We start from the raw sequence: 22,135 nt of genomic DNA, 5'->3' as shown, positions 1-22,135 counted from the left end.
GATGCAATCACAACGTGTTGCCAACGCCTCATCAGCGCTGCAACACAACCTTCTTCCATTTTGTTAAAGAGCGTAGCAATTGATTGCTCAAAAGCCAAAGATAAACACCACTGCTTATCTTTGGGTTTTGGTGGAGGATAACGGGATCGAACCGTTGACCCCCTGCTTGCAAAGCAGGTGCTCTCCCAGCTGAGCTAATCCCCCGTTTGGCGACGTGGTGGGTCTGGTTGGAATCGAACCAACGACCCCCGCCTTATCAAGACGGTGCTCTAACCGACTGAGCTACAGACCCTCGTCTGTTTGCTACTCATGAACAACCGATAAGTTGTGGGTGCCAGGATGCTTCTCTAGAAAGGAGGTGATCCAGCCGCAGGTTCCCCTACGGCTACCTTGTTACGACTTCACCCCAGTCACGAACCCCGCCGTGGTAAGCGCCCCCCTTGCGGTTAGGCTACCTACTTCTGGCGGAACCCGCTCCCATGGTGTGACGGGCGGTGTGTACAAGACCCGGGAACGTATTCACCGTGACATGCTGATCCACGATTACTAGCGATTCCGACTTCACGCAGGCGAGTTGCAGCCTACGATCCGGACTACGATCGGCTTTCTGGGATTAGCTCCCCCTCGCGGGTTGGCAACCCTTTGTACCGACCATTGTATGACGTGTGAAGCCCTACCCATAAGGGCCATGAGGACTTGACGTCATCCCCACCTTCCTCCGGTTTGTCACCGGCAGTCTCGTTAAAGTGCCCAACTAAATGATGGCAATTAACGACAAGGGTTGCGCTCGTTGCGGGACTTAACCCAACATCTCACGACACGAGCTGACGACAGCCATGCAGCACCTGTGTTCCGGCTCTCTTTCGAGCACACCCAAATCTCTAAGGGCTTCCGGACATGTCAAGGGTAGGTAAGGTTTTTCGCGTTGCATCGAATTAATCCACATCATCCACCGCTTGTGCGGGTCCCCGTCAATTCCTTTGAGTTTTAACCTTGCGGCCGTACTCCCCAGGCGGTCAACTTCACGCGTTAGCTCCGGTACTAAAAGGTTTTACCCTCCCAACACCTAGTTGACATCGTTTAGGGCGTGGACTACCAGGGTATCTAATCCTGTTTGCTACCCACGCTTTCGTGCATGAGCGTCAGTATTGGCCCAGGGGGCTGCCTTCGCCATCGGTGTTCCTCCACATCTCTACGCATTTCACTGCTACACGTGGAATTCCACCCCCCTCTGCCATACTCTAGCCTGCCAGTCATAAACGCAGTTCCCAGGTTGAGCCCGGGGATTTCACGCCTATCTTAACAAACCGCCTGCGCACGCTTTACGCCCAGTAATTCCGATTAACGCTCGCACCCTACGTATTACCGCGGCTGCTGGCACGTAGTTAGCCGGTGCTTCTTATTCCGGTACCGTCATCCACACAGGGTATTAACCCATGCGTTTTCTTCCCGGCTGAAAGAGCTTTACAACCCGAAGGCCTTCTTCACTCACGCGGCATGGCTGGATCAGGGTTGCCCCCATTGTCCAAAATTCCCCACTGCTGCCTCCCGTAGGAGTCTGGACCGTGTCTCAGTTCCAGTGTGGCGGATCATCCTCTCAGACCCGCTACAGATCGTCGCCTTGGTGAGCCTTTACCTCACCAACTAGCTAATCTGATATCGGCCGCTCAATCAGCGCAAGGTCTTGCGATCCCCTGCTTTCCTGCTCACAGAATATGCGGTATTAGCGTAACTTTCGCTACGTTATCCCCCACTGAAAGGTACGTTCCGATATATTACTCACCCGTTCGCCACTCGCCACCAGGATTGCTCCCGTGCTGCCGTTCGACTTGCATGTGTAAGGCATGCCGCCAGCGTTCAATCTGAGCCAGGATCAAACTCTTCAGTTTAATCCAACAAATAACTCGCATATTCACTGACGGTAGATTGCTCTACCTGAATGGATCTCTCCATCCTTACTTCAGTGCGTTTGCCTTAATACATTTTTGCAACCGTAGTTGCTGCATCAAGACACCCACACTTATCGGTTGTCCAATTTGTTAAAGATCAGTCGCCGCGCCGTTTCGTTAAATCCGTCAGCAGCAGAGAGGCGAGATTATGAAGCAAACCCCTTCTCCCGTCAAGCACTTCAGCAAAATTTACTGAAGCACTTGGTTTTTCTTACTCCAGAAAAACTCAGCCTTGTCAGCTTTATTTACTGGTTGCGGGGGCAGGACTTGAACCTGCGACCTTCGGGTTATGAGCCCGACGAGCTGCCAACTGCTCCACCCCGCGTCAGTGAGAGGGGCGCATTATCCAGATACCGACCGATCGCGTCAAGCACAATCTGAAAAGAATGGGGTTATTTTTTCTCAACCCATTCTATGAGCGAAGACCATTGCTCCATCTCGCGGCGATGCTTCGCTCGTGGCGGATCGAATACGGTTCCACCCGCAGCAGCGACATTAACGTAATTCTGGGTATTACGAAGATAAGCAACAATAGGAATATCGAAGTGCTTCAGAAACTCTTCAAGCATGCCAGCCGCCCGGGTTCGCGGATCGACGCGCATAGCGACGATCCCGACTTTCGCTCGTACGCCACGAACTTCGCTACGGATGGAGTTCAAAAAATCTTCGGTTGCTGCCATATCAAATACCGAAGGCACGAGAGGCACCAATACTTTATCAACCGTACGCAGATAATCAGAGAGCTTATACCCCTGCAGACCCGCCGGCGCATCAACGACCACCCAGTCTGCCTCCCGCGGCAAATTCAGGCTAATCTGGTTTCCTGCAAAGTATCCGGTAATTGCCGGCAAGGCCGGGTCGCGAAAGGCCATCCAGCGCAGCGATGATTGCTGCCGATCAAGATCGCACAGCGTAGTTTTCTTGCCTTGATTCGCAAAATAACCAGATAGATTCGTGGCCAGCGTCGTCTTGCCAGCCCCACCTTTCGGATTTGCAACCAGTACCGCTCGCATAGAACCCCCTATATATTTGCAGCGGCATTATATTCGCCACCGCAAAGGTGTCATAGATGCATAGAATGTGGTTTTTTCACCCAACAAGATAACCATGGCCACTAAAGTTGCGAGCGATCGCCAGGGAATTCAGTCTGTCGAGGTAGGGTTTCGCCTGTTACGCGTACTGGCAGCCACCAATCGTCCGATGATGCTGCGTGATATCGCCAAGGGAGCAGGAATGCCCGCAGCCAAAGCTCATCGTTACATGGTGAGCTTTCTGCGTATCGGCATTGTTGAACAGGACGCCAGCAGCGGTCGCTACGACCTAGGCGCCTACGCATTGGAGCTTGGCTTATCAGGGTTAGGGCGACTAGATCCAGTCCGCTTATCCGGCCCTATCCTTGAAGCCCTATGTGAAGAAATTCACGAGACCGTCGCACTTGCAGTTTGGGGGACCCATGGCGCAACCATTGTGCGAATTGTTGACCCCGGCGGCCCCATCACTATCACCTTACGCCCAGGAACAACGCTGCCACTGTGTAACTCAGCCACTGGACGAGCGTTTGCCACCTTTTATCGCTCACCCTTTCTCAAGAAAATGCTGGATGACGAACTGAAAGAAATATCAGAATCCAGCAAAACAGCCGTCACGACCATTCGCCGACAACTGGAAAAAAACCTGACTGAAATTCGCTCCCACGGCATTGCGCGCGCCACCGGAAGCCTAACACCTGGCATCAACGGCTTTAGCGCCCCTGTGTACGATCACACAGGAAGCATGGTCGCTGCGATTACCTCGCTCGGATCAATGGGGGAATTCGATGTGGAATGGGAAAGCCCTGTAGCCAAGGCGATGCTGGCAGCTTCGATAAGCCTGTCACACCGCCTAGGCTACGGCAGCATGGCCGAATAACTACTGGTGCCCCCGAACGGCATAGGGAACTATACAGAACAGCCTGAAACACGCGCCAACTCGTGACCTGAGGCATGGCTGGTTGATGAAAGTACCACAAGCGTACCACACAGCCAGCCTAATAATTGCCGAAAATTTCCGAGGGGTCCATCCTTCTTTGGCCCCCGGAAGTTACCCCCCGTAGGGGTCCCCGCCCCTTCTCGGGCAACGCGTCTATATATATGGTGAAGCTCCCCGCTTAATTAGCAGAACCACCAGACACCGACAGCGCACCCGTAGCAACTCCGCCCTGCGCCGACCCATACCCTGTCACGGTCGCAGCAGGAGCAAATGCATCCTTGCGCACCTCCAGCCGCCCCATAACCTCTTTGAGTTGCTGCCTAACTTGTTTCAACTCATCGGCCTTCGCTTTATCACTTGCAACCAATCGCGCAAGCTCCTTTTCCTGAGCAACCAACTCCGCTTTCCTTCGCTCCTCTTTCTCCTTCTCCTGAACAACATCATTCAGGTACTCTTCCCAGCCACGCTTAAGCTCTGCCGTCCTGGTGACCTTATAGAAGTAGCGAGCAAACCTCTCCCTGGTCCCCACGTTCTCAGCCAGGGCATGCTCAACATACTTACCGTAAAGCTCCATCTCCAGACGCTCACTCTCGCGCTCCTTAAGCGCCACTTCCCGCTCCTTTATTGCGCTTGAGGCGAAGTGACCAAGCAAGCCGATGAGAGCAGTACCGATTAGAAACTTAACCCCATCCAGTGCCAGCTTGGAGTACTCCAGCTTCATCTCGTCGGTCATTTGTAGGCATCCACAGAAGGTTTGATGGATCAATTATGCATCCAGATTAACCAGCAGTTCAGTGGGCACTGTTCACAGCTCTCATTGCATGGTATAAATCCACCTAACGTCCGTTAGTCAATTCTATACCCACCTCCAGGGAGTCCTCCATGACCACCACTAAGCTAGTCTCCTACCACCGCGTAAGTACCTCCAAGCAAGGCTCCAGTGGTCTAGGCCTAGAGGCCCAGCAGGCATCTATTGAAGCCTACAGGAACCGCATAGGGGCCTCCCTGGTAGCCTCCTTCACAGAGGTGGAGTCAGGCAAGAACAATGAGCGCCCCGAGCTACTGAAGGCTCTACATCATGCCCAGGTAACAGGCTCTATCCTGGTCATTGCCAAGCTAGACCGCCTCTCCCGTAATGCTGCCTTCCTCCTGACACTGAGAGACTCAGGGGTTAAGTTCGTAGCTGCTGACATGCCAGAGGCTAACAACCTGACAGTAGGCATCATGGCCCTAGTTGCCCAGGAGGAACGAGAAGCCATCTCCAGGCGCACCACGGAGGCTCTACAGGCTGCCAAGGCCAGAGGCACCAAGCTGGGTAACCCTAACGGGGCTGCTGCGCTGCTGAAGGCTGGCAAGGGTAATGCTGCGGGTGTTGAGGCTGTGAAGGCTAAGGCAGAGGATTACGCCAAGCAAATGAGGCCTGTTATCGAGCATCTACAGGCCCAGGGTAAGACATCGCTAGGGGCTCTGGCAGAGGCTCTGAATGGGGGCGGGTATAGGACACCTAGAGGTGGCTCCTGGCATAAGACTTCGGTGGGGAATCTACTAGGGAGACTCGCCCTAGCTCCCTGATTGTTTTTCCGTAATACGAACCATTATTATTTAGTCTCTATCTCCCCTCCCCTATTTTTGCGGACCTCTTCAGAGCCTCAACCGGGGACCCGTATAGAATGCCCTCAGATAATCTACAGGGCATATCATGGGGCTTTCCTCTTCACTCAGCATCATCCAAGGCCGATTCCGCATAGCCAAGGAAAATCCCCTTCTTTGGTACAGCCTTCTACTAGCCGCAGGGACAGTGACGGCCATTTGGTACTGGCCAGCCCCGGTCACAGATAGCAACCCTTCAGATTTCCGAATAAGGCTGTGGGGGATGGTCCTTCAGCTCATCGGGGCCTATACCGTATGGCACGACCTAACGGAGTCGGCGCGCAAGTTCGGAAAGACCAGCCTACTAGCCAACACTATCGAGTGGGCGAAACGCCTCATATTCGGACATGGACATGCATTAGGCGGAGTTTGCGCAACAACAGACAATGTTTGCTTTGGCGGCAGGGCAACATCCCGCAGGCCTCAACCCCCAGATGGCTCCCCTTTGGAGTCCAGGATAGAAACCTTGGAGTACAACCTATCGAAGGTAGATGAGGAATTGTCACAGGCCCTCCGGCAAATCACCGATACCAAAACCAAGCTAAAGGAGCAGATCAAAGAGGAATCAAAGAAGCGCGAGGAAGCCCACAAGGAAATCCAGAAGGACCTCCATGAGGCAATCGTGGGTAACTATGCAACGCTTGTGTTTGGTGCCTTTTGGGTGGCTATAGGGATTCTTGTATCGGCACTAGCACCAGAGATAGCCAAGGCTGTTGCCGGGCAATGGGCTCTTATATCGCGGACTATATAACCCTTGTAGCCGCACCGCCTAAACAAGCAACTTATACGACCATCCACATCCGGCGTGCACGCGGAAATCTACTAGAGAACAAAGACTTCGAAGTTTTGGACACACGAGGTCAATATGCCCCATATCTGAGAGCAACTGCTGACACTGCCAAATCGCTCTGTGCTCCCTCTGGCTGGCATACCTATGCGGCTTTAGCAGGTAAGGAGCTGCTGTCGCTGCCCTTGGGTCTGTGTGTTGAAACTGCCTAGAATCCACATATTCACACGGAAATACGCCAAGGAACTCCACCGCCCCACCAAGCTTTCTTTTTAGCTCTCGAGTGATCCGGTGAAAAAACAAATCGGGCTGATCTATTTGAATGCACTCCGCCGTGCCGTAAAAGGATTGCGCTATTTCGGTAGACAAAATGTCACTCATACACAGCACTAGCATGTTTCCACTTTGCATTGACACAATACAGTCCTTCAATACAGCGCCCGCCCCCATTGTTTTCCCGAATAATGCATGTAGGGCTTCGGGCACAGGCCCACCATCAGACCTGTACTCTGAAATGAAAATGTGTTTACTTCCATCCTCACTATCCCCCCGCACCAAGTCACCTTCCTCGGTTTCTAGTTTTTGATACTTAGCAAATGTTCCTAGCCGAATTTTGCCTTCACGCATTAGCTCGGTGCCGAACGGGGAGTCTAGGTACCTATAAAGTTTCACGCTTAGTCTCTCAGTAGCGAATTGATCCAGGGAGCGCGTATGCTACTGGCTTACAATTATTAGAACCATCCGAATTTATGTATCACATTGCCACACCACTCCTCATGGCTTCCCTATGGCCTGCCCCCCAACCCGGTGCCCCCTTGGGATTACCGGAAGACCAAACGTAACGGGGGCGAGTGATGGAAAGCAGAATCCCCCTGCCCACTGACAACATCTATAAGTTCTACGCCCTATTTGGGTTCGTCCTTCTCATAGCCTCTATGGCTGCGTTTCTTTACCTCCACAAGACCACCAACGAGCTGATATTTGAGGCTGCCATAGCAGTTGAAGAGGTTGCCACAAAGGAGAAGCCAACAAGCGTGGATACCAAGCGTAAGGAGATGATGGAGAAGCGAGTAGCGGTAGCTGTAGAGGACCGAAACCTATTCAACAATATCCTCTCTGCTGTAATCAGTGTTGCCCTCTGCCTCATGGCGTATGGCTTCTGGCATTGGCAGATGGAGGTGCAACCCAAGCAAGATAGGCTCCTTGACCTCCAGATAGAGAAGGCAGAGCAAGACCTTAAGAAGCCTGAAAGGAAACCATTCAGGGCACCAATGTCCTAGACTGTGGTTTCAGGAGCCTATCTTGCTATTTATATTTGTTATCGTCGTTGCGACAATAATCGCGTGGTTCGTAATGTCGCGTCCCTTCTTTCTGCTCATGGCAGCAGTATTTATTGGGTCTTTTGCATTCGGGGTTTATGCCACGGCAAGCGCTAACACCACTGACCGTGAGGGCTTATTTGTAATAACTCTGATAAGTGCCAATATCGGGCTGTATCTTCTGGCCATTTTCTTGGGAATCCTTAGAAAAATATTAGATTCCGAGGGCGACTATAAAGAGAAGCGGAATCTAATTTTCAAGTTCCTTGGGAAGTGGGGAGGCCTCTATATTGCATTCGCATTTATTGCCCGCCTGATCCTAACCCCTATTACAGGGGATTCGGTTACGGCTTGGTTTGCTGTAAAACTCTATGGCGTACCTGTTTTCGCGGTGCTTGTAATGGCCTTCTACATTAGGCGCTTCAAAAGAAAGCAACGCTTATCCGCACCAATAAGCGACAGCGAGGGATAGCCTAAACACCTCCAGCATCCGGGTGGTAACGATTGATGACCAGCCGTGGTTCGTCGCTAGGGATATTTGCGAAGCCCTTGAACTAGGCTGGGACAAATCCAACAATGTGTATGCGCCGAGTCGCCTTGTTAAACCCCTCCACGATGACGAAAAGGCTAGCAAACAGATTGCTACCTCTGGTCAGAAGGTGATTCTGGTGTCCGAAAGTGGCCTCTACAAGCTCATCATGCGGAGCGACAAGCCGCAGGCCAAGGCATTCCAAGATTGGGTGACCAAGGAAGTCCTCCCGAGCATCCGCAAGACAGGCTCCTTCGTTACTGGGCATCCGAGTCTGGTAGAGAATCTATATCCCTTTTGAAGTGAGCCAAGAATGCAGCACATAGTTCAGATAGGCAGATGCCTCGTGCAGGGACATCGGGTTTTCGGGGGGCCGCTCATGTTCCTTTCCGTGACGCGCAGAATCACCGGCAACACTCACTGAGTTAGCTGAGTGCTTGAATCGTTTCATATCCTTAGCGGAGCCCCATTCTAATTTCTTAAGACTATGCTCCCCCCCCACATCAGCCTCTATCACTTCGTGGATTCGATACATTCCCACCCATGATTTGTGGTCAGGACTTGCGAGGAGTCTCATAGCTTTTGCCACTGCCGGATTTCTCATAGCAAGTTGGGACACCATGACCACCCGAGGTGGAGGGGCTGGTTTTGAAATCACAACTCCATTGGCATCCCTAGTCGTAACCGTAACCTCATCCGATACATGCGCATGTACAGATTCATGGATGTGAAGGAAGACATCCCGTCCTCCGGATGAATTTTTCCTATAAACACCTGATGCTCGCAGAGGCTCAGGTGAGTCTCTGGTCATTTTTAGTACGCCAGAGAGAACTGCTAGCTCTTCATTTGCAACGTCCAATACCTGTACTGATTGGCTGCAATCTGCAAAAGCATCCGATTCAAAAAGGAAGCCGGGCCCCCTCTCATCCCTTATGACTCTCCATGCGGTTTGTGCAAGGTGACGAGCACAATACTCTAGGTCGGACGCCCATCCTTGGATTTGGACCTGCCACGGATTTGCAATCATAGTTCTTAGAGCTTTCTAGGCGCCTGGATTACGCACTTGATTTCCACTGCGCCACCTTCTGGGGCTCTGAAGCATTGCTCAACTTCGCCCGTAAGCCTATCCACCCGAAAAGCACCATTATCTGACACGGCCAGGTCATATCTACCGCTCAGCCCCAAGAAGACAACCGCAGCAGCCACCGCTAAAAGCTCCCATCTCATAATTCAAATGTCCTAATTGATCGAATTTGAGACTCTAACATCACCAAGGACTTCAACGGGCTGCCCATCGTGTTCCGCGAGGATGGCTATATCAACGCAACCAAAGCAGCCAAAGCATTTGGTAAGGACATCCGGGAGTTCCTGAAGCTGGGCTCCACTCAGGACTACATGGAAGCTCTGGAGAAAATGATGGTGATTCCCCTCAATATCCAGAAGCAATCAACAAGGGGGCGCAATGGCTCCACCTTCCTGCACCCCAAGCTAGGCATTCGGCTGGCTCAATGGCTGGATGTCCGCTTCGCGGTGTGGTGTGACCTGATGAAGAATGTAGAGGCACCAACTTGGCGCCCCACGTACTCTATTCAATCGTCAGCACCACCCTACCCTTAGGTACGCTTTCGAAGCCTAATATCGCAACGCCTCCCTCCTTCCGCTGCAAGGGGCTATTGCAACCACCCCGTACCCAGAGATACCGGGCAATAGGAGTAGAAACAGCATCTGTTACAGCGTCAAAGACAAGCTCACTTTTCAATTTTGGGACGGTTTCCATCAAGGTCTTTAGGGTTTGACCCATAAGCCTGTGGGAGTCGCTAAACGAATAGCTGTTATCCGGTTTGTAACCGCAGTGCTGCGCCTCGAACAACCAGTCATGGATGATGTAGGCCTTAGCGTATTCCCACGGTGAAAATCCATGCAGCCCCCAAAGGAATCTAGGGATTGAGCCCCCATCTGTGTACATCACTCCAGGGCGAATAGGCTTCCCGTTACCATCATCCGGTGTAAATGTAAGCGGGGACTCCTCGTCTGGCCTGAAGATAAACCCAACCCCCTCCACCCATTCAACAAACATGCGCCCTGTAAAGACGCCTTTATTTGTATCGCTGTAGCTCATGGAAGTACATCCACACAGCGCGAGGAGAAGAAGTATCAACGTAAGGCGGACGCGCACCATTTTGTCCCTCCAGAGGTCTCCGGCAGGCAATACACAATACGATTGTGTATCCACACGATACCCGGTATCAGGTATATCTGATTGATTCAACAGGAAAATCATAGCACACAGGGGCTTGCGCAAGACCCACCCCCATGGAATAAATTTCGGGCTTCTTCGATTCACTCACAAGGAGCTTCACCATGGCGCTATCCATTTCATTTCGTACCGCACGCTTCACCCTTGCTGTTGGTAACTGCGAAGAAAATCTCCGCATAGGCCCCCTGGAGGTCTATCTGCGCCGGGAATACCAAGGCATCGAATGGCGCAATCGCTTTGACTTGCTAATCCAGAAGGACAGCTACCGCCCCAAGAATGGGAAGTGGGCCGAAACCTGGAAGGAATCAGAGGAGCAGCGTGGCGGGTACTTCATGGGCCGCACCTGGAACCTCCTGACGGGCTCTCGCGCTGCCGCAAGGGTCTATTCAGAAATCCCAGGGAGCAACTTTGGAGGAGTTAGTGGCCGGTAAAACCCACCTCTTGCACATCCGACTCACAACCAATCATTTCTCGAAGGAGCTTCACATGGAACAATCTACAAACGCTAAAGCCGTAATCATCAACGAACTCAAGACCGAGGCCGAATCGCTGCTTCTCCAGCATTGCAAGATGCGCCTATCTGAGCCGCTCCTTGAGGCCAAGATGGCCTTGGATGCCTTCGAATCCTCCCAGGTTCGCCGCGTGCCTTATCGTGCCCCTGTCGATTCACCGTGGATTGCCGACATGATGAGAGCGGCAGTAATGCCAGACAATACGGTATGTATGCGAACCGTTCGGAGTCACGCAGTTAGTCATGGCGAATTGATGGCAATTCACACAGGACCTACCGAATCTTCCCTTGAGTTGCGTAAGGCGATGGAGGCGGATAACTGCATTTGGGGATACTACGACTCCCCGGACGAAGACGAAGAAGCCCACTACTACGCAGAAGTAACCGGCTACGGCCTAGCAAAATATTTGGGTATCGACCTGCATAAATTCATGTCAGAGCAATACCCGGCATATCAACAGCCAGCCTAAACGCCCCCGCCGAACACCTCCAGAGGCTCCCAACCGGGGCCTTTTTCATTGGCGCCACAGGTTCCCTCAATGCCATACAGCACGGGGCTTCCAAGGGATTGGTAGGGGTTAAACCCACCTATTGCATATAGCGCCCTCGCTGATGCTCCTTCCAGGTTCCTCCTGGAGGGATCAACCACCACCCTGAAAGGAACTCCCATGAGTTCAAACCTCCTTACCCCGAAGGAAGCCGCCGAGTATCTAAAGGTGTCTGAGAAGACGCTGGAAGGCTGGCGCTGTGCTGAGGTCGGGCCCAAGTACTACCGTATGGGGCATCGCCGCGTTCGTTACTTTATGAGTGACATCACGTCTTGGCTACGCGCTGAGGCACCCAAGCGAACCAAGCTAGGCATCCCGACAGATACCCCAGCAGAGGCCCAGCCGTGCTAACCGAGAGCCAGCAAGAGGCCCTCAAGAGGGTCCCAGGCATATCCAGACCCATAGTCATTGCCGCCTATGAGTCTCGTGTCAGAGCAAGCAAAGCAATCACCGCCTACTGCCTGCTGTGCACAAAAGGCAATGCCCAGACCATCAAGCACTGCGAAGACGACACCTGCCCTCTTCTATTCCATCGCCCATTCCAAAACCTCAAGGAGTCAAACAAATGTCTGTAACCACTTGGTCCAATATGCCGGATTCTGTAGATGACCGTATCGGCATCCCTAGCAACCCACAACCTGGGGAAGTAAATAACCGCGTCATTGGAGGCACCGTCTCCCTGGTACAAGGCCAGCAAGCTACTGAGTTCTCAACCTACCGAGCATCTGAGAGCGACCTAGCCCCGAGCTCTGAAAAGGGAATGATGGGCACGGTACGCAATAACGGCGGGTTCATCACCACCAACGTAACCCCCAATAGCACCATCGAAATCCCAGGCTTCGGGCGTACCTCTGTGAAAGTTGCTGAGAGCCTTGGCTACCTGACGCGTACAGGTGATGGCCGCTATGTGGAGACTTCCCGCCTGGGAAAAGATGAGGGCTCTTCTGAGGGTGGCACCCTGGAGGAGTCCAAAGGTACGCCCAACGATGCCCCAGACAATGGCGCAGAACTCTTTGGTAGTGGCTTCGAGGCGGAATACGGGGAACTCATCAAAGATGTCCCACAGGGTGTCTATGATTCCCTCCTGGCTTCTGCAAACGTCCATATTGGTGAAGGCCTGGACTTGGGGAGTATCTCTGAGAAGCTGGCTCCACGTCTGGCCTCTTCTATGGGCATAGAGCCTAAAGCAGCAGCAGCCATGCTAGATGAAGGCTCAATGATCTGGCAGGCGCAGGCTGACATTGCCGTTGAGCGTCACGGAGCGGACCCTGATGACTTCTATCAGTGGGCAAGAGACAACCGCAAGAATGAGCTTCAGCAGGCGGTTAATGGTCACCTCTTCCAGCGCTCCACAAAGGGCTACACCACCCTGGTGAATGACTACTTTGATAACACCATTCCCACCGTGGCAGCCCTGAAGGCTGGCGGCATCCCTGTCACAGAAAAGGGAGGTGAGGTCATGGTTAAGCTCAAGGGTCACTGGATGAGCGTAGGCGCTGCAGTGAAGGCTCGGCTGGTATGAAGCGGCGACCACAACCAATCATCTGCAAGCGTAACCAGCAGCAGACACCACAGAAGGGAAGCAGCAAATGAACCAAGGAGATTTTGTAAATGTGTGATCCAGTATCCATCACTATGGGCGTCATTGCCGTAGTGGGTGCGGTCGGCGGCAAGATGGAATCCGACAAGATGGCAAATCGCCAAGAGAAGGCCATCCAAGATGGTCTAGCCCTCGACCGAGCAGCCACAGCGCGGCAGTATGAGCAAATCCAGAAGACCTCTATGGATGAGCAGGCGCAGCTCCATACGAACTACCTCATCGACTCCGCCCGTATCGCAGCCGTGCAAGGCGAGTCTGGTATGCAAGGTGCAAGCAATTTCCGCGTACAGGCCGAGGCTGAGAACAATGCAGCCACCGATGCAGCCACCCTTGAGAACAACCGGCAGTGGCAAGCCAAGCAGGCCCAGACCCAAGGCGTAGCCTCTGCAAGCCGCGCTCAGGTTCAACTGTCGGGCATCCAACGTCAATCCAGTGTAGGCACCGCTCTACAAATCGCTGGTGGCGTGGCGGGGGCCTACGGGAATAACCAGAAGGTTGTTGCCGCTACTCAGAAGGACAAGCCATGAAACCTGAAGACATCTATGGAGAAAAGGGTGTGCGTACTACGCAGGGTATTCCTTCGCCTAAGCTCTTCCAGTTCGACAACGTAGCAACCGGGGACAACTTCGCACTGTCCGCCCTGGATAAGGATGGGCAAGCGTGGTTCGTTGGTGCGGATGTGTGCAAAGCGCTTGGCCTTGATCGTACAGCCATCCGACGACTGGACGACGACGAAAGGGGGGTAGCTAGTACGCACACCCTTGGAGGAACCCAGCAGGTTTCCATCATCAATGAACCCGGCCTGTACTCCCTCATCTTCTCCAGCCGAAAGGAATCAGCCAAGCGGTTCAAGAAGTGGGTTACCTCCGTGGTCATTCCTTCCATCCGCCAGAATGGGGGCTATATCAACGGCCAGGAGGCTCTCAGCAAGCCAGAGCAGGCAATCACCCTCCAGGCCATCCATGAGGAAGCCCAGAGAACCCGCGCCAAGCACTACGAGGAGAAATACGACCGTAGCGAGATATTGCGGAGCCTCAGGTGAAGCCAAGCAAGCCTATTGGCCTACTCCTCTCCAGGGACCTCCTGGATGCACTGGAGAGCCTCTACCCTGCCCGACCACCGGACCCAAAGGACTCAGAGCGGGAAATCTGGATGAAGGCAGGCGAGAGACGAGCGGCGGAAGTCCTTAAAGCCAAGTATCAGGAAGCAGAGGACGAGGGATATGCACTCCTCTAGCCTGCAACCATTCACGTACTGGCTGCCGCACCTCCAGGGCCTCCTATATGGTTTCCTTGACCGCACCCACAAGGGAACTCTGGAGGCTCTCCTAGTGGCCCTGGAGGGCTTCCTGGTGGCTGTAGAGGCAGGCATGGTCATACCCTCTACGATCCCTCAAGTTCAACAGGAAGCCACTACCCCGGCTCTCTGGTGGGAGAAGCAGGTACAGGAGGCCGTAACCATGTTCAGGGCCAGTCCAACACTGGCAAGGCTTGAGAACGTGGAGACAGTGGCTCAGAGCTACATGGACTGGAAGACAATGCGTAAGTAGCCGCAAGCTCGGGGGCCTTCAGTGGCCTCTGGGCTGCCTTCCATAAAATGCACCATGAATATTATCTAGTAGAATTTCTTATGGCGCAGATTGGCATATTATCTTTATATATCAATATGTTACATCAAAACCAAAGGGTAAAACCCACCTATAGTAAGGGCCCCCAATCCCTCCCCCCGGTTACATACCTATAGATACACCTATAGATGTACTCTTTAGATTATCTATAGATGCCCTACAGATAGCCCCCTCCAGGATGCCCTGGTTAGGATGACCACGTACTGAGTAGAAAGAAGTAAGGACTCTATGGGCTATCTGAAGATTACCTACCTAGACTCCCACAGGATGCCCAGCAATGAGGCTACCTGTGGTCTGAGCTGTAGATGTCTTCAGTGGTCTGAAGTAGCCCAGGCAACGCCACTACCTACCAAGGCATAAAACTAAGACTTAACAGGAAGTGTCTTGAGCAAGGCATCCTGGAGCATCTTCAAGGCATACCCCAGCCCGTAGTTGTCTGCTATCTCGCTCTTTCCCCACCCACCTACCGCATCCTGGATGTCTCTAGTCGCTCCAGTATTACGAAGCCTATCCCGCATCGTGTGGCGTAGCTCATGAGTAGTGTGGTCAATACCTGAAGCAAGAAGCCATTTATTGAGGGTTGCTGAGGCGCTGTCCGCCTTGCATTGGTCATCCTTGACATAGCGAGGGAAGGCATACTTCTGGCCCTTCTCTGCCACCTCCAAGAGCCTGCCAGCAGCCCATAAGGCGTCACCTACCAGAGGCACCTTACGGGTGCTTGTGGCTGGATTCTTTAGTGTCCTCCAAGGGCGTGGCCTGATGTCCAGGTAAGGGACCTCCTCCCCGGCAATATGGATGTCATCCAAGCCCGCCCCCACCACCTCTGCAAGACGCGCTCCTGTCTCTCCCTGAATGGATAGAGCCCAGCGCATGTCGTCATCCTTGGCCCTGCACAGGCCGCGCATCTTCTCCAGGCTTTCATGACTGAGCGGCTCTCTATCCTCTGAGTCCTCTCCAAGGCCTGCAATCTTCAGGCTGTCCCAGACATTGGGGATATTAAGCTCCTTCTCAACAATGGCAGACTTGAATACAGCCTTAATCACGTTGATATTTCGCTTCACTGATTCAGTCTTCAGAGTAGCCAGCAGCTTGTCTCTAAAGGCCTTAGCATCGTCCCGGCTAACCTCCTTGAGTATCTTGTCACCAAGTAACTCAGTCAGCTTTGAAAACGCTCTACGGGTGTATGTCTCCAACTTATCAAAGCCGGGCTTACCCCGCTTTACATGCTCCGCCAGATAGACCTCCAGGGCATCCGACATAAGAAAATGCTCAACCCCCTCCAGGAGTCTGGAGGCTTCTAGCTCAGACTTTGATAGGTACTCTGAAGGGTCCCCATAGCGGTATGCCTCTTCCGGCTCTGGCTGAGTAGCGGCATAGTCCTCACGCTTCCTGTCTAGCCTATCGTAGAACAGAGACAGAGCCAGCTCATCGTTGGGCTGCCCTCGCACCGATAGCCCGTGCTGCTTGAGGATGCTTAAAGCTGCCTCCCTTGCAGACTGAGGGGTAAGATTGTGGTCTTTACGCATGGCAGCCCAGAGGGCCTCATGCTGACGGTTCAGCTTCGAAACCTTGGACGCAATAACCCGAGGGTCTGATGTCTGAAGGTTTATCTTCAAGGGGCCTGATGAGGGGTATCTCTCGGCTAAATCCTTGGGTATCCTTCGCTGCCAGTAATAGGTATCCCCGCGCTGGAATACATACTTGATCTTGACCATTAGATGAGGCTCGATGACGATGTGCATAGCAGAGTACCACGAAAGTACCACACATCCGGCCGCGTCATGCGCGTATGCTGTTGATTAACAACAACTATTCTTGCTTTACTGGTGCCCCCGAACGGAATCGAACCGCTACCTGATGATTACAAATCAACTGCACGACCTTCATGCTACGGGGGCCCAAGCGATGGGCCGCAATTATAGCCTGATCATCCGAATTTCGACATGACCACACTCACCAACCCTTTCGAAATCGCCCGGGAGACATTGCGCCTGCTGGCAACCCGAAGAATCCCCCCCTCTCCGGACAACTATCTCACCCTCTACCACGAGATTGCCGGCACAAAACCAACCGAAAATTCGTTTCCCGAATCTCAACTACGCTCGCTGGCAGCAGCCTTACCGAAAGCATCACCAGATCAGCTTCGCCTGGCCCGGCAATTGGACGAGGCTGTCAAGGCAGCCAACTGGGAGGACTTTAAAAAGGCACTGACTGATTTCATCTCAGCCCTCGCTGAATCGCAAAAACTGAGTTGGTCTGAACTCATTACTGACTTGCTGCGCCAGTGGGATGCCAAGCACCCAGGGCTGACCGCTGCCCGAAAACGCGAATCACTGGAACATATACTGACCAGTAGCGGCGCCAATCCGGATATCCTGTTCAACCGACTGCAAAGCCTTTTGCGCGCATGGGGTCACGGCAAGGAGACAGAGGCCGCCTCCCTGTCCGAAGAAGCAGCCTCGGAGACAACCCCAACACGCGCATTAACCGCAGCAACGAGTGATCTGCTACCTGAATTACGCAAGCTGTTTGCCTTTACCCTCGAAACCGCCATCGCCACCCAGTTACTCGAAAGCCCCCAACTCTCGAGCGATGCAAAAGTACTGGCTAACGACATCCGTACTGCCGTCAGCCCGGCACAGTTGCAGGAATTCCTCACTCGCCTCAAGCGCTTTGCTTTCAAACTTGAATTGCTCGCCGAAGACCAGGCCGAGCTACGCCACAGTCTCCTTAACCTGCTCCGCCTGCTCGTTGGCAACATCACAGAACTCGTCCTCGATGACCACTGGCTGCACGGACAAATCGCCGTCGTGCGTGAAATCATCGACAAGCCGCTCTCCCAGCGCGCCCTCGACGATGCTGAAAGCCGCCTGAAAGAAGTACTGTTCAAGCAGGCACAACTCAAGGCCAGCCTGTCCGAAGCCCGCGACGCCATCAAGCACATGCTCGCCGGCTTTGTCGACCATCTGGCCGACTTCGCAGACGCCACCTCCGACTACCACGACAAGATTGAAAGTTGCGCTGAAAAAATCAGTTCATCCAAAGACATCACCGAACTGGAAGACGTCCTTGGCGAAGTCATGCGGGAAACACGCACCATCCAGATCAACGCCCAGCGTTCCCGCGATGAACTACGGTCGACCCAGCAAAAAGTACAGGAATCAGAAGCGCGGATTCAAGAACTCGAACGCGAACTCGTCGCCAGCAGCGACCTCGTCCGCCATGACCAGCTAACCGGCACACTCAACCGCCGAGGGCTGGAAGAAATCTTCACCAAAGAAGCTGCCCGGGCCACCCGCCACGACACTGCGCTCTGCGTGGCATTGATCGACATAGACAACTTCAAAAAACTGAACGACTCGATGGGTCACGACACCGGCGACCAGGCCCTGATCCATCTCGCCACCATCTGCAGGGAAACCCTCCGCCCGCAGGACACCGTTGCCCGTTACGGTGGCGAAGAGTTCATCATCCTCCTGCCTGAAACCTCACTGGACGATGCTGCCATCGCCCTCACCCGACTCCAGCGTGAGCTAACCAAAAAGTTCTTCCTGCATGGTAATGAGAAAGTATTGATCACTTTCAGCGCCGGCGTCACACAAATGCTCCCCAACGACACACAAGCAACAGTAATCAAACGGGCGGATGAGGCGATGTATCAGGCAAAGAAAACAGGCAAAAACCGGGTTACTACTGCGTAACAGCCCCTTCGCCTTCGCTACTCGCCCTGAACGCTACAGCAGATAACTCAAAGCCCGGCAGGCGACGAACAAATGCAAACCTGAACCCTGCTTCCTTCAGACGCCAGGCAAGTGTCGTTGCAGTAAATCCCGTCGTATGGCGCATATAGTAATTTCCCTTCTCGATCGCCCGACGCAGACCGAAAAGCATATCGATCGGGGCAATGGGGCCGGCTGGAGAAATGTAAGCCGTATCATACAAACGATCTTGCGCCACCATCTCACAGACGGCCTGAATATCCGGAACACGAACAATTGCAACACCGCCCGGCATCAAAACCCTAAAAAATTCGGCGAGTGCCAACGGCACTTCATGGTCCTGCAAGTGCTCAATGTTGTGGCTTGAATAAACAAGCTTGACGGCACCAGACTCAACGGCACTCATATCAGTCATCGTACCAATCAGATCGGGACGAACAGACGGATCAATGTCCAAGCGTAACTCAGCCCACTGACCAGCCGAAGCGAGCTCCGGAAAACTAGCCAGGGTTTGCGGGCCGCACCCGACATGCAGCACCTTTCCAGAATCGAAGGGCACCCCGCTTGCCGTCGCCCACCAGCCCAGCAACTGAGCGAGACTATCCGTAGCGAAAGTACACTCCCCGACCAGCGCCTCAGCCTGCTCCCTCTCAGCATCGGGCAAACTGAGCAAAGGCACGACCAAGGCCCTAGCCTCGTCATACCGACCCTCACCAAACTCAAGCCGAGCCAAGCCCAAATATGCCTGATGCAGCGAGGGGTTCAAGGCCAGCGCATTTTCGTAGCACGCCTTCGCCGCTTCGCTCTGTCCCAATTGCGCCCGAAGGGTGCCCAGCGCCAACGGGTAGTTGGCAATTTTCGGCGCCAGCTCAATGGAGCGCAATAACAGGGGCTCCGCATCCTCCAGCAACCCCGCATCCATGGCCAGTCGGCCGCACAGATACCAGGCATCGGCACACTCGGGGTCGGCCTCAAGCGCACTCTGATAACAAGCGTTGGCCTGATCTAGATTGCCGCGTTCATGAAACGAAATACCCGCCTTCAACATCACTGCGCTATCTGTCATTTCTCGCCCCCCTCTTCACACCATACTCGCCACATTCCCCGTAGCGCATCTTCGATGCCCTTGGCAAAACCCGCAGTATCCATCAACGGGCTCGCCATCATGCGCTCACGCAGCCGGTTTCGATGTCGCCGCAAGGCATCGCGGTCGGCTGCCAGGGCAACAGCCTTGGCAACATATTCGCTTTCACTATCGGCGACCAGATCCGCCAAGTCGACATATTTGAGAATATTCGATCCCGCCCGGGAATGCAGCGAATCCCCTCGCAACGTAACATAAGGAACGCCCATCCAGATTGAATCGAAGCCCGTAGTTCCACCGTTGAAGGGGAAGGGATCGAGACACAGATCAACCTGATTGTAGGTATCCAGGTACTCATGTGGCGGCTTTGATTCGAGAATCTCCAAGCGCTCCGCAGGCACTCCTTTTTCCTGAAAGCGTTTCCTCAACGCCCTCACCGTCTGCTCATCAGATCCGCCACGCCCGATCAATAACAGTCGGGAGTTGGGTACCTTCAGCAACAAATCACCCCACAAATCCAAGGCCCGCATGCTCACTTTCGAAAAGCGATTCATGCAGGCAAAGGTGAAGATGTTGCTCTCGTCGCAGGGTAGCGTTTCTCGCACCGGCACGTCGGGAATGCCACTACGCACCCCGTAGCAGTCCTTCAGCGGCCACGGCATTTCCGTGCACCACCCCCCCTTGGCCAGGAAGTCGTCATTGGGCACGAGAATGTAGTCCATCGCCGACATGCCTGTGGTACCGGGATAGCCCAGCCACTCAACCTGAATCGGCGCCGGCTTTCTGGCAAAAACTCCCAAGCGATGGCCTGCTGTATAGCCATTCAAATCAATAAGGATATCGATCTCATCTGAACGGATCAGTTCTGCCGCTGCGTTGTCACCGAGCCCAAGAATCTTTCGCCAGTGCGTAGCGAATGGCCTGATCATCGCCGTAACCGAATCCTCGATTGACCAATTATCATAGACATAATGCTGGAACCGCTCTTTGTTCAGGAACCCGACAAAAGGCCCGACAAAAGCCCCGACCGCATGCCCCCGTAGGTCGGATGACACCCAGCCAATTTTCAAACTTCTCTCAACATCCTGATTACGATCGGCAAAAGAGTAGTTTCGCAACAATGGATGCCAGACTCGCTCATCCCCGTTTGCAGCAGCTTCCAGAATATCCTTGACCGGCACCTCACTCGAAAAAAGCATGCCAAATAACAGGCCTGAATATGCCGCAGGAGACTCTGGGGCCTGAGCCAAGGCTCGCTGGAAGAGCTGAATCCCTTCATCATGAAAGCCAAGATCGATCTTCAGGCCACCAAGATTGATCAGCGCGTTGACATGATGAGGGTCGATTTCAAGTATTTTCTTGGCCGCCGCCTCCGCCTTTTCCATTTCCCCCAGCTTGCTATAGGCAACGATCAGGATATTCCACCCAGTGGTACTGGTCGGCTCCCGCGCCACGGAAGCTTCGAGATTTTCTACTGCGATCTTCCAGTCCCCGCGCTGAGCAAACATCGCGCCCAGCATTTCATGAACCCAGGGTTCACTCGCCCCGACGCGCAAGGCATCTTCGAGAGCATCAATGGCGGCCAAGGCGTTTCCGGATTCAATCAATGCAGCAACCCGATTCACTGCGGCGACAACGTCGCTCGGCGCCTGTTGCAAGACCTCGGCCAAAATGTCGGCTGCCTTTCCCCAGTCGCGCAGAGCCAGGCTGAGATACGCCCGTGCCCGCGCTACGTGGATATCATCAGGCGCCAGTTGATAAGCGCGATCGACGAAGTCAGCGGCCTCCTCATATAATTCGCGATCGCGATAAATATCGCCCAGGGCGGCCAGCGCCTGCGCACTGTTTGGTGCCAGCCCCAGGCAAAGGTGCAGATCCGCCTCTGCCTGCGCGTCATGCCTCAACTGATACAGCACAAGGCCACGCAGCAGGTACAACTCCCCCACCGAAGGATAACGGGCAAGCAATCCGGATAGCAGTTCATTGGCCTTGAACAACTCACCGGACCCCACATAGCAGTTGGCCAAGCGACAGGCCAGCAGCAGATCATCCGGGGCAACCGCCAAGGCTCGTTGCAGATACGCTTGCGCCTCCAACCACGCACCGTCCCGGCGCAACACCTCGCCGAGCAAGGAGAGCGCCCCAATATTCCCGGGATCGTGGGCAACCGCTTCATTGAGGAAATCTCTGGCCGCGGGCAGATCCGGAATCGTCAAGGCCAGACGGCCCAGTTCGAGCCACGCGGCCGCATTACCGGGCGCATCCCCAACCAAGGCCTGCAACACGGCCGCCGACTCGCCATAACGCCCTTCGGCAAACAGGCGCCTCCCCTCCTGAAGTCGCTCCTCAAGCCCCGCTGCAGACCCCATACCTCCTTGTACCTCGCCGCCCCCGCCTTGCTCAGAGTTCATAGGTCACGCTCTTCCCCTTCTGGAATACTGCCCATCGAAAATTTTTCAACCTCGGCCTAAAGTTCCTTCACCGGCTACCGTTATTTGATTCAAGGGCGATAAAAAGCCCGTTGAAACAAACCTGAAAGGCCCTCTCGGCTGATCAACATGTAGGCAAACAGACATTTTTTGGAGAT

21 protein-coding genes, 4 tRNA genes and 1 rRNA gene are annotated in these 22,135 nt (G+C 53.8%); 15 read left to right on the top strand and 11 right to left on the bottom strand.

What is annotated here, in order from left to right; genetic code table 11:
• Window positions 1-128: 128 nt before the first annotated feature.
• The 5 genes from DARO_RS04200 to DARO_RS04180 all read right to left on the bottom strand — a co-directional run bounded on the left by DARO_RS04200 (window position 129) and on the right by DARO_RS04180 (window position 2,962).
• Window positions 129-204: transfer RNA gene (locus tag DARO_RS04200), tRNA-Ala, on the bottom strand.
• 11 nt (window positions 205-215) lie between these two features.
• A tRNA-Ile gene (locus tag DARO_RS04195) sits at window positions 216-292 on the bottom strand.
• 59 nt (window positions 293-351) lie between these two features.
• Window positions 352-1,889, bottom strand: a 16S ribosomal RNA gene (locus tag DARO_RS04190).
• Window positions 1,890-2,198: 309 nt separating this feature from the next.
• Window positions 2,199-2,274, bottom strand: a tRNA-Met gene (locus tag DARO_RS04185).
• Window positions 2,275-2,341: 67 nt separating this feature from the next.
• Window positions 2,342-2,962 carry a nucleotide-binding protein gene (locus DARO_RS04180; protein WP_011286570.1) on the bottom strand — a complete coding sequence of 207 codons (621 nt, stop codon included), beginning with the start codon at window positions 2,960-2,962 and terminating at the stop codon, window positions 2,342-2,344.
• Window positions 2,963-3,056: 94 nt separating this feature from the next.
• On the opposite strand from DARO_RS04180, the gene DARO_RS04175 reads away from it, so the two are divergent.
• Window positions 3,057-3,857, top strand: coding sequence for an IclR family transcriptional regulator (locus DARO_RS04175; RefSeq protein WP_011286569.1), 801 nt, complete (start codon window positions 3,057-3,059; stop codon window positions 3,855-3,857).
• Window positions 3,858-4,095: 238 nt separating this feature from the next.
• Here the strand turns inward: DARO_RS04175 and DARO_RS04170 are convergent, their stop codons facing one another.
• Window positions 4,096-4,650 (bottom strand): hypothetical protein, encoded by a 555-nt coding sequence (locus DARO_RS04170; protein WP_011286568.1) that lies wholly within the window; start codon window positions 4,648-4,650, stop codon window positions 4,096-4,098.
• 149 nt (window positions 4,651-4,799) lie between these two features.
• On the opposite strand from DARO_RS04170, the gene DARO_RS04165 reads away from it, so the two are divergent.
• The 6 genes from DARO_RS04165 (at window position 4,800) to DARO_RS22135 (ending at window position 9,819) form a co-directional block, all read left to right on the top strand.
• Complete coding sequence (locus DARO_RS04165; protein WP_011286567.1) at window positions 4,800-5,489, top strand: recombinase family protein; 690 nt, start codon at window positions 4,800-4,802, stop codon at window positions 5,487-5,489.
• Between the two features lie 127 nt (window positions 5,490-5,616).
• Window positions 5,617-6,318 (top strand): hypothetical protein, encoded by a 702-nt coding sequence (locus DARO_RS04160; RefSeq protein WP_011286566.1) that lies wholly within the window; start codon window positions 5,617-5,619, stop codon window positions 6,316-6,318.
• A gap of 890 nt (window positions 6,319-7,208) precedes the next feature.
• Window positions 7,209-7,634: a hypothetical protein gene (locus DARO_RS04150; protein ID WP_049758492.1), complete on the top strand. Its 426-nt coding sequence runs from the start codon at window positions 7,209-7,211 to the stop codon at window positions 7,632-7,634.
• Window positions 7,635-7,731: 97 nt separating this feature from the next.
• Window positions 7,732-8,145 (top strand): hypothetical protein, encoded by a 414-nt coding sequence (locus tag DARO_RS04145; protein ID WP_198134099.1) that lies wholly within the window; start codon window positions 7,732-7,734, stop codon window positions 8,143-8,145.
• Window positions 8,146-8,167: 22 nt separating this feature from the next.
• On the top strand, window positions 8,168-8,503 hold the full coding sequence (locus tag DARO_RS04140) for a BRO family protein (protein ID WP_011286562.1): 336 nt from the start codon (window positions 8,168-8,170) through the stop codon (window positions 8,501-8,503).
• A 965-nt stretch (window positions 8,504-9,468) separates the two neighbouring features.
• Window positions 9,469-9,819, top strand: a complete 351-nt coding sequence (locus DARO_RS22135; RefSeq protein WP_083761477.1) for a KilA-N domain-containing protein — start codon at window positions 9,469-9,471, stop codon at window positions 9,817-9,819.
• Here DARO_RS22135 and DARO_RS04125 read toward each other — a convergent pair.
• Window positions 9,788-10,321, bottom strand: a complete 534-nt coding sequence (locus DARO_RS04125) for a DUF1353 domain-containing protein (RefSeq protein WP_497463024.1) — start codon at window positions 10,319-10,321, stop codon at window positions 9,788-9,790. The genes DARO_RS22135 and DARO_RS04125 overlap by 32 nt on opposite strands.
• Window positions 10,322-10,563: 242 nt before the next feature.
• Between DARO_RS04125 and DARO_RS04120 the strand changes: the two genes are divergently transcribed.
• The 7 genes from DARO_RS04120 (at window position 10,564) to DARO_RS04075 (ending at window position 14,667) form a co-directional block, all read left to right on the top strand.
• Entirely contained in the window at window positions 10,564-10,890 is a 327-nt protein-coding gene (locus tag DARO_RS04120) for a hypothetical protein (protein WP_011286558.1), read from the top strand.
• A 55-nt stretch (window positions 10,891-10,945) separates the two neighbouring features.
• Window positions 10,946-11,440 carry a hypothetical protein gene (locus tag DARO_RS04115; RefSeq protein ID WP_011286557.1) on the top strand — a complete coding sequence of 165 codons (495 nt, stop codon included), beginning with the start codon at window positions 10,946-10,948 and terminating at the stop codon, window positions 11,438-11,440.
• 198 nt (window positions 11,441-11,638) lie between these two features.
• Window positions 11,639-11,869: a helix-turn-helix domain-containing protein gene (locus DARO_RS04105; protein ID WP_049758486.1), complete on the top strand. Its 231-nt coding sequence runs from the start codon at window positions 11,639-11,641 to the stop codon at window positions 11,867-11,869.
• Window positions 11,870-12,083: 214 nt separating this feature from the next.
• Window positions 12,084-13,040 (top strand): hypothetical protein, encoded by a 957-nt coding sequence (locus DARO_RS04095; RefSeq protein ID WP_011286556.1) that lies wholly within the window; start codon window positions 12,084-12,086, stop codon window positions 13,038-13,040.
• A gap of 89 nt (window positions 13,041-13,129) precedes the next feature.
• Window positions 13,130-13,645, top strand: a complete 516-nt coding sequence (locus DARO_RS04090; protein WP_011286555.1) for a virion core protein, T7 gp14 family — start codon at window positions 13,130-13,132, stop codon at window positions 13,643-13,645.
• Window positions 13,642-14,160, top strand: a complete 519-nt coding sequence (locus DARO_RS21530; RefSeq protein WP_011286554.1) for a BRO-N domain-containing protein — start codon at window positions 13,642-13,644, stop codon at window positions 14,158-14,160. The genes DARO_RS04090 and DARO_RS21530 overlap by 4 nt, the downstream gene beginning before the upstream one ends.
• 180 nt (window positions 14,161-14,340) lie before the next feature.
• Complete coding sequence (locus DARO_RS04075; protein ID WP_041224196.1) at window positions 14,341-14,667, top strand: hypothetical protein; 327 nt, start codon at window positions 14,341-14,343, stop codon at window positions 14,665-14,667.
• A gap of 440 nt (window positions 14,668-15,107) precedes the next feature.
• Here DARO_RS04075 and DARO_RS04070 read toward each other — a convergent pair whose 3' ends face one another.
• Complete coding sequence (locus tag DARO_RS04070) at window positions 15,108-16,487, bottom strand: DUF6538 domain-containing protein (protein WP_011286553.1); 1,380 nt, start codon at window positions 16,485-16,487, stop codon at window positions 15,108-15,110.
• 82 nt (window positions 16,488-16,569) lie between these two features.
• Window positions 16,570-16,643: transfer RNA gene (locus DARO_RS04065), tRNA-Thr, on the bottom strand.
• A gap of 45 nt (window positions 16,644-16,688) precedes the next feature.
• On the opposite strand from DARO_RS04065, the gene DARO_RS04060 reads away from it, so the two are divergent.
• Window positions 16,689-18,446 (top strand): GGDEF domain-containing protein, encoded by a 1,758-nt coding sequence (locus DARO_RS04060; RefSeq protein ID WP_011286552.1) that lies wholly within the window; start codon window positions 16,689-16,691, stop codon window positions 18,444-18,446.
• Here DARO_RS04060 and DARO_RS22130 read toward each other — a convergent pair.
• Both DARO_RS22130 and DARO_RS21525 read right to left on the bottom strand, forming a co-directional pair.
• Window positions 18,436-19,530: a protein arginine N-methyltransferase gene (locus DARO_RS22130; RefSeq protein ID WP_011286551.1), complete on the bottom strand. Its 1,095-nt coding sequence runs from the start codon at window positions 19,528-19,530 to the stop codon at window positions 18,436-18,438. The two genes, DARO_RS04060 and DARO_RS22130, sit on opposite strands and share 11 nt — an antisense overlap.
• Window positions 19,527-21,959 (bottom strand): O-linked N-acetylglucosamine transferase family protein, encoded by a 2,433-nt coding sequence (locus tag DARO_RS21525; protein WP_049758483.1) that lies wholly within the window; start codon window positions 21,957-21,959, stop codon window positions 19,527-19,529. Before DARO_RS21525 ends, DARO_RS22130 begins: the two co-directional genes overlap by 4 nt.
• Window positions 21,960-22,135: the final 176 nt, after the last annotated feature.

Source organism: Dechloromonas aromatica RCB, assembly GCF_000012425.1.
Note: the sequence above shows the minus strand (reverse complement) of the source record. Positions and strands in the feature narration are given on the sequence as shown.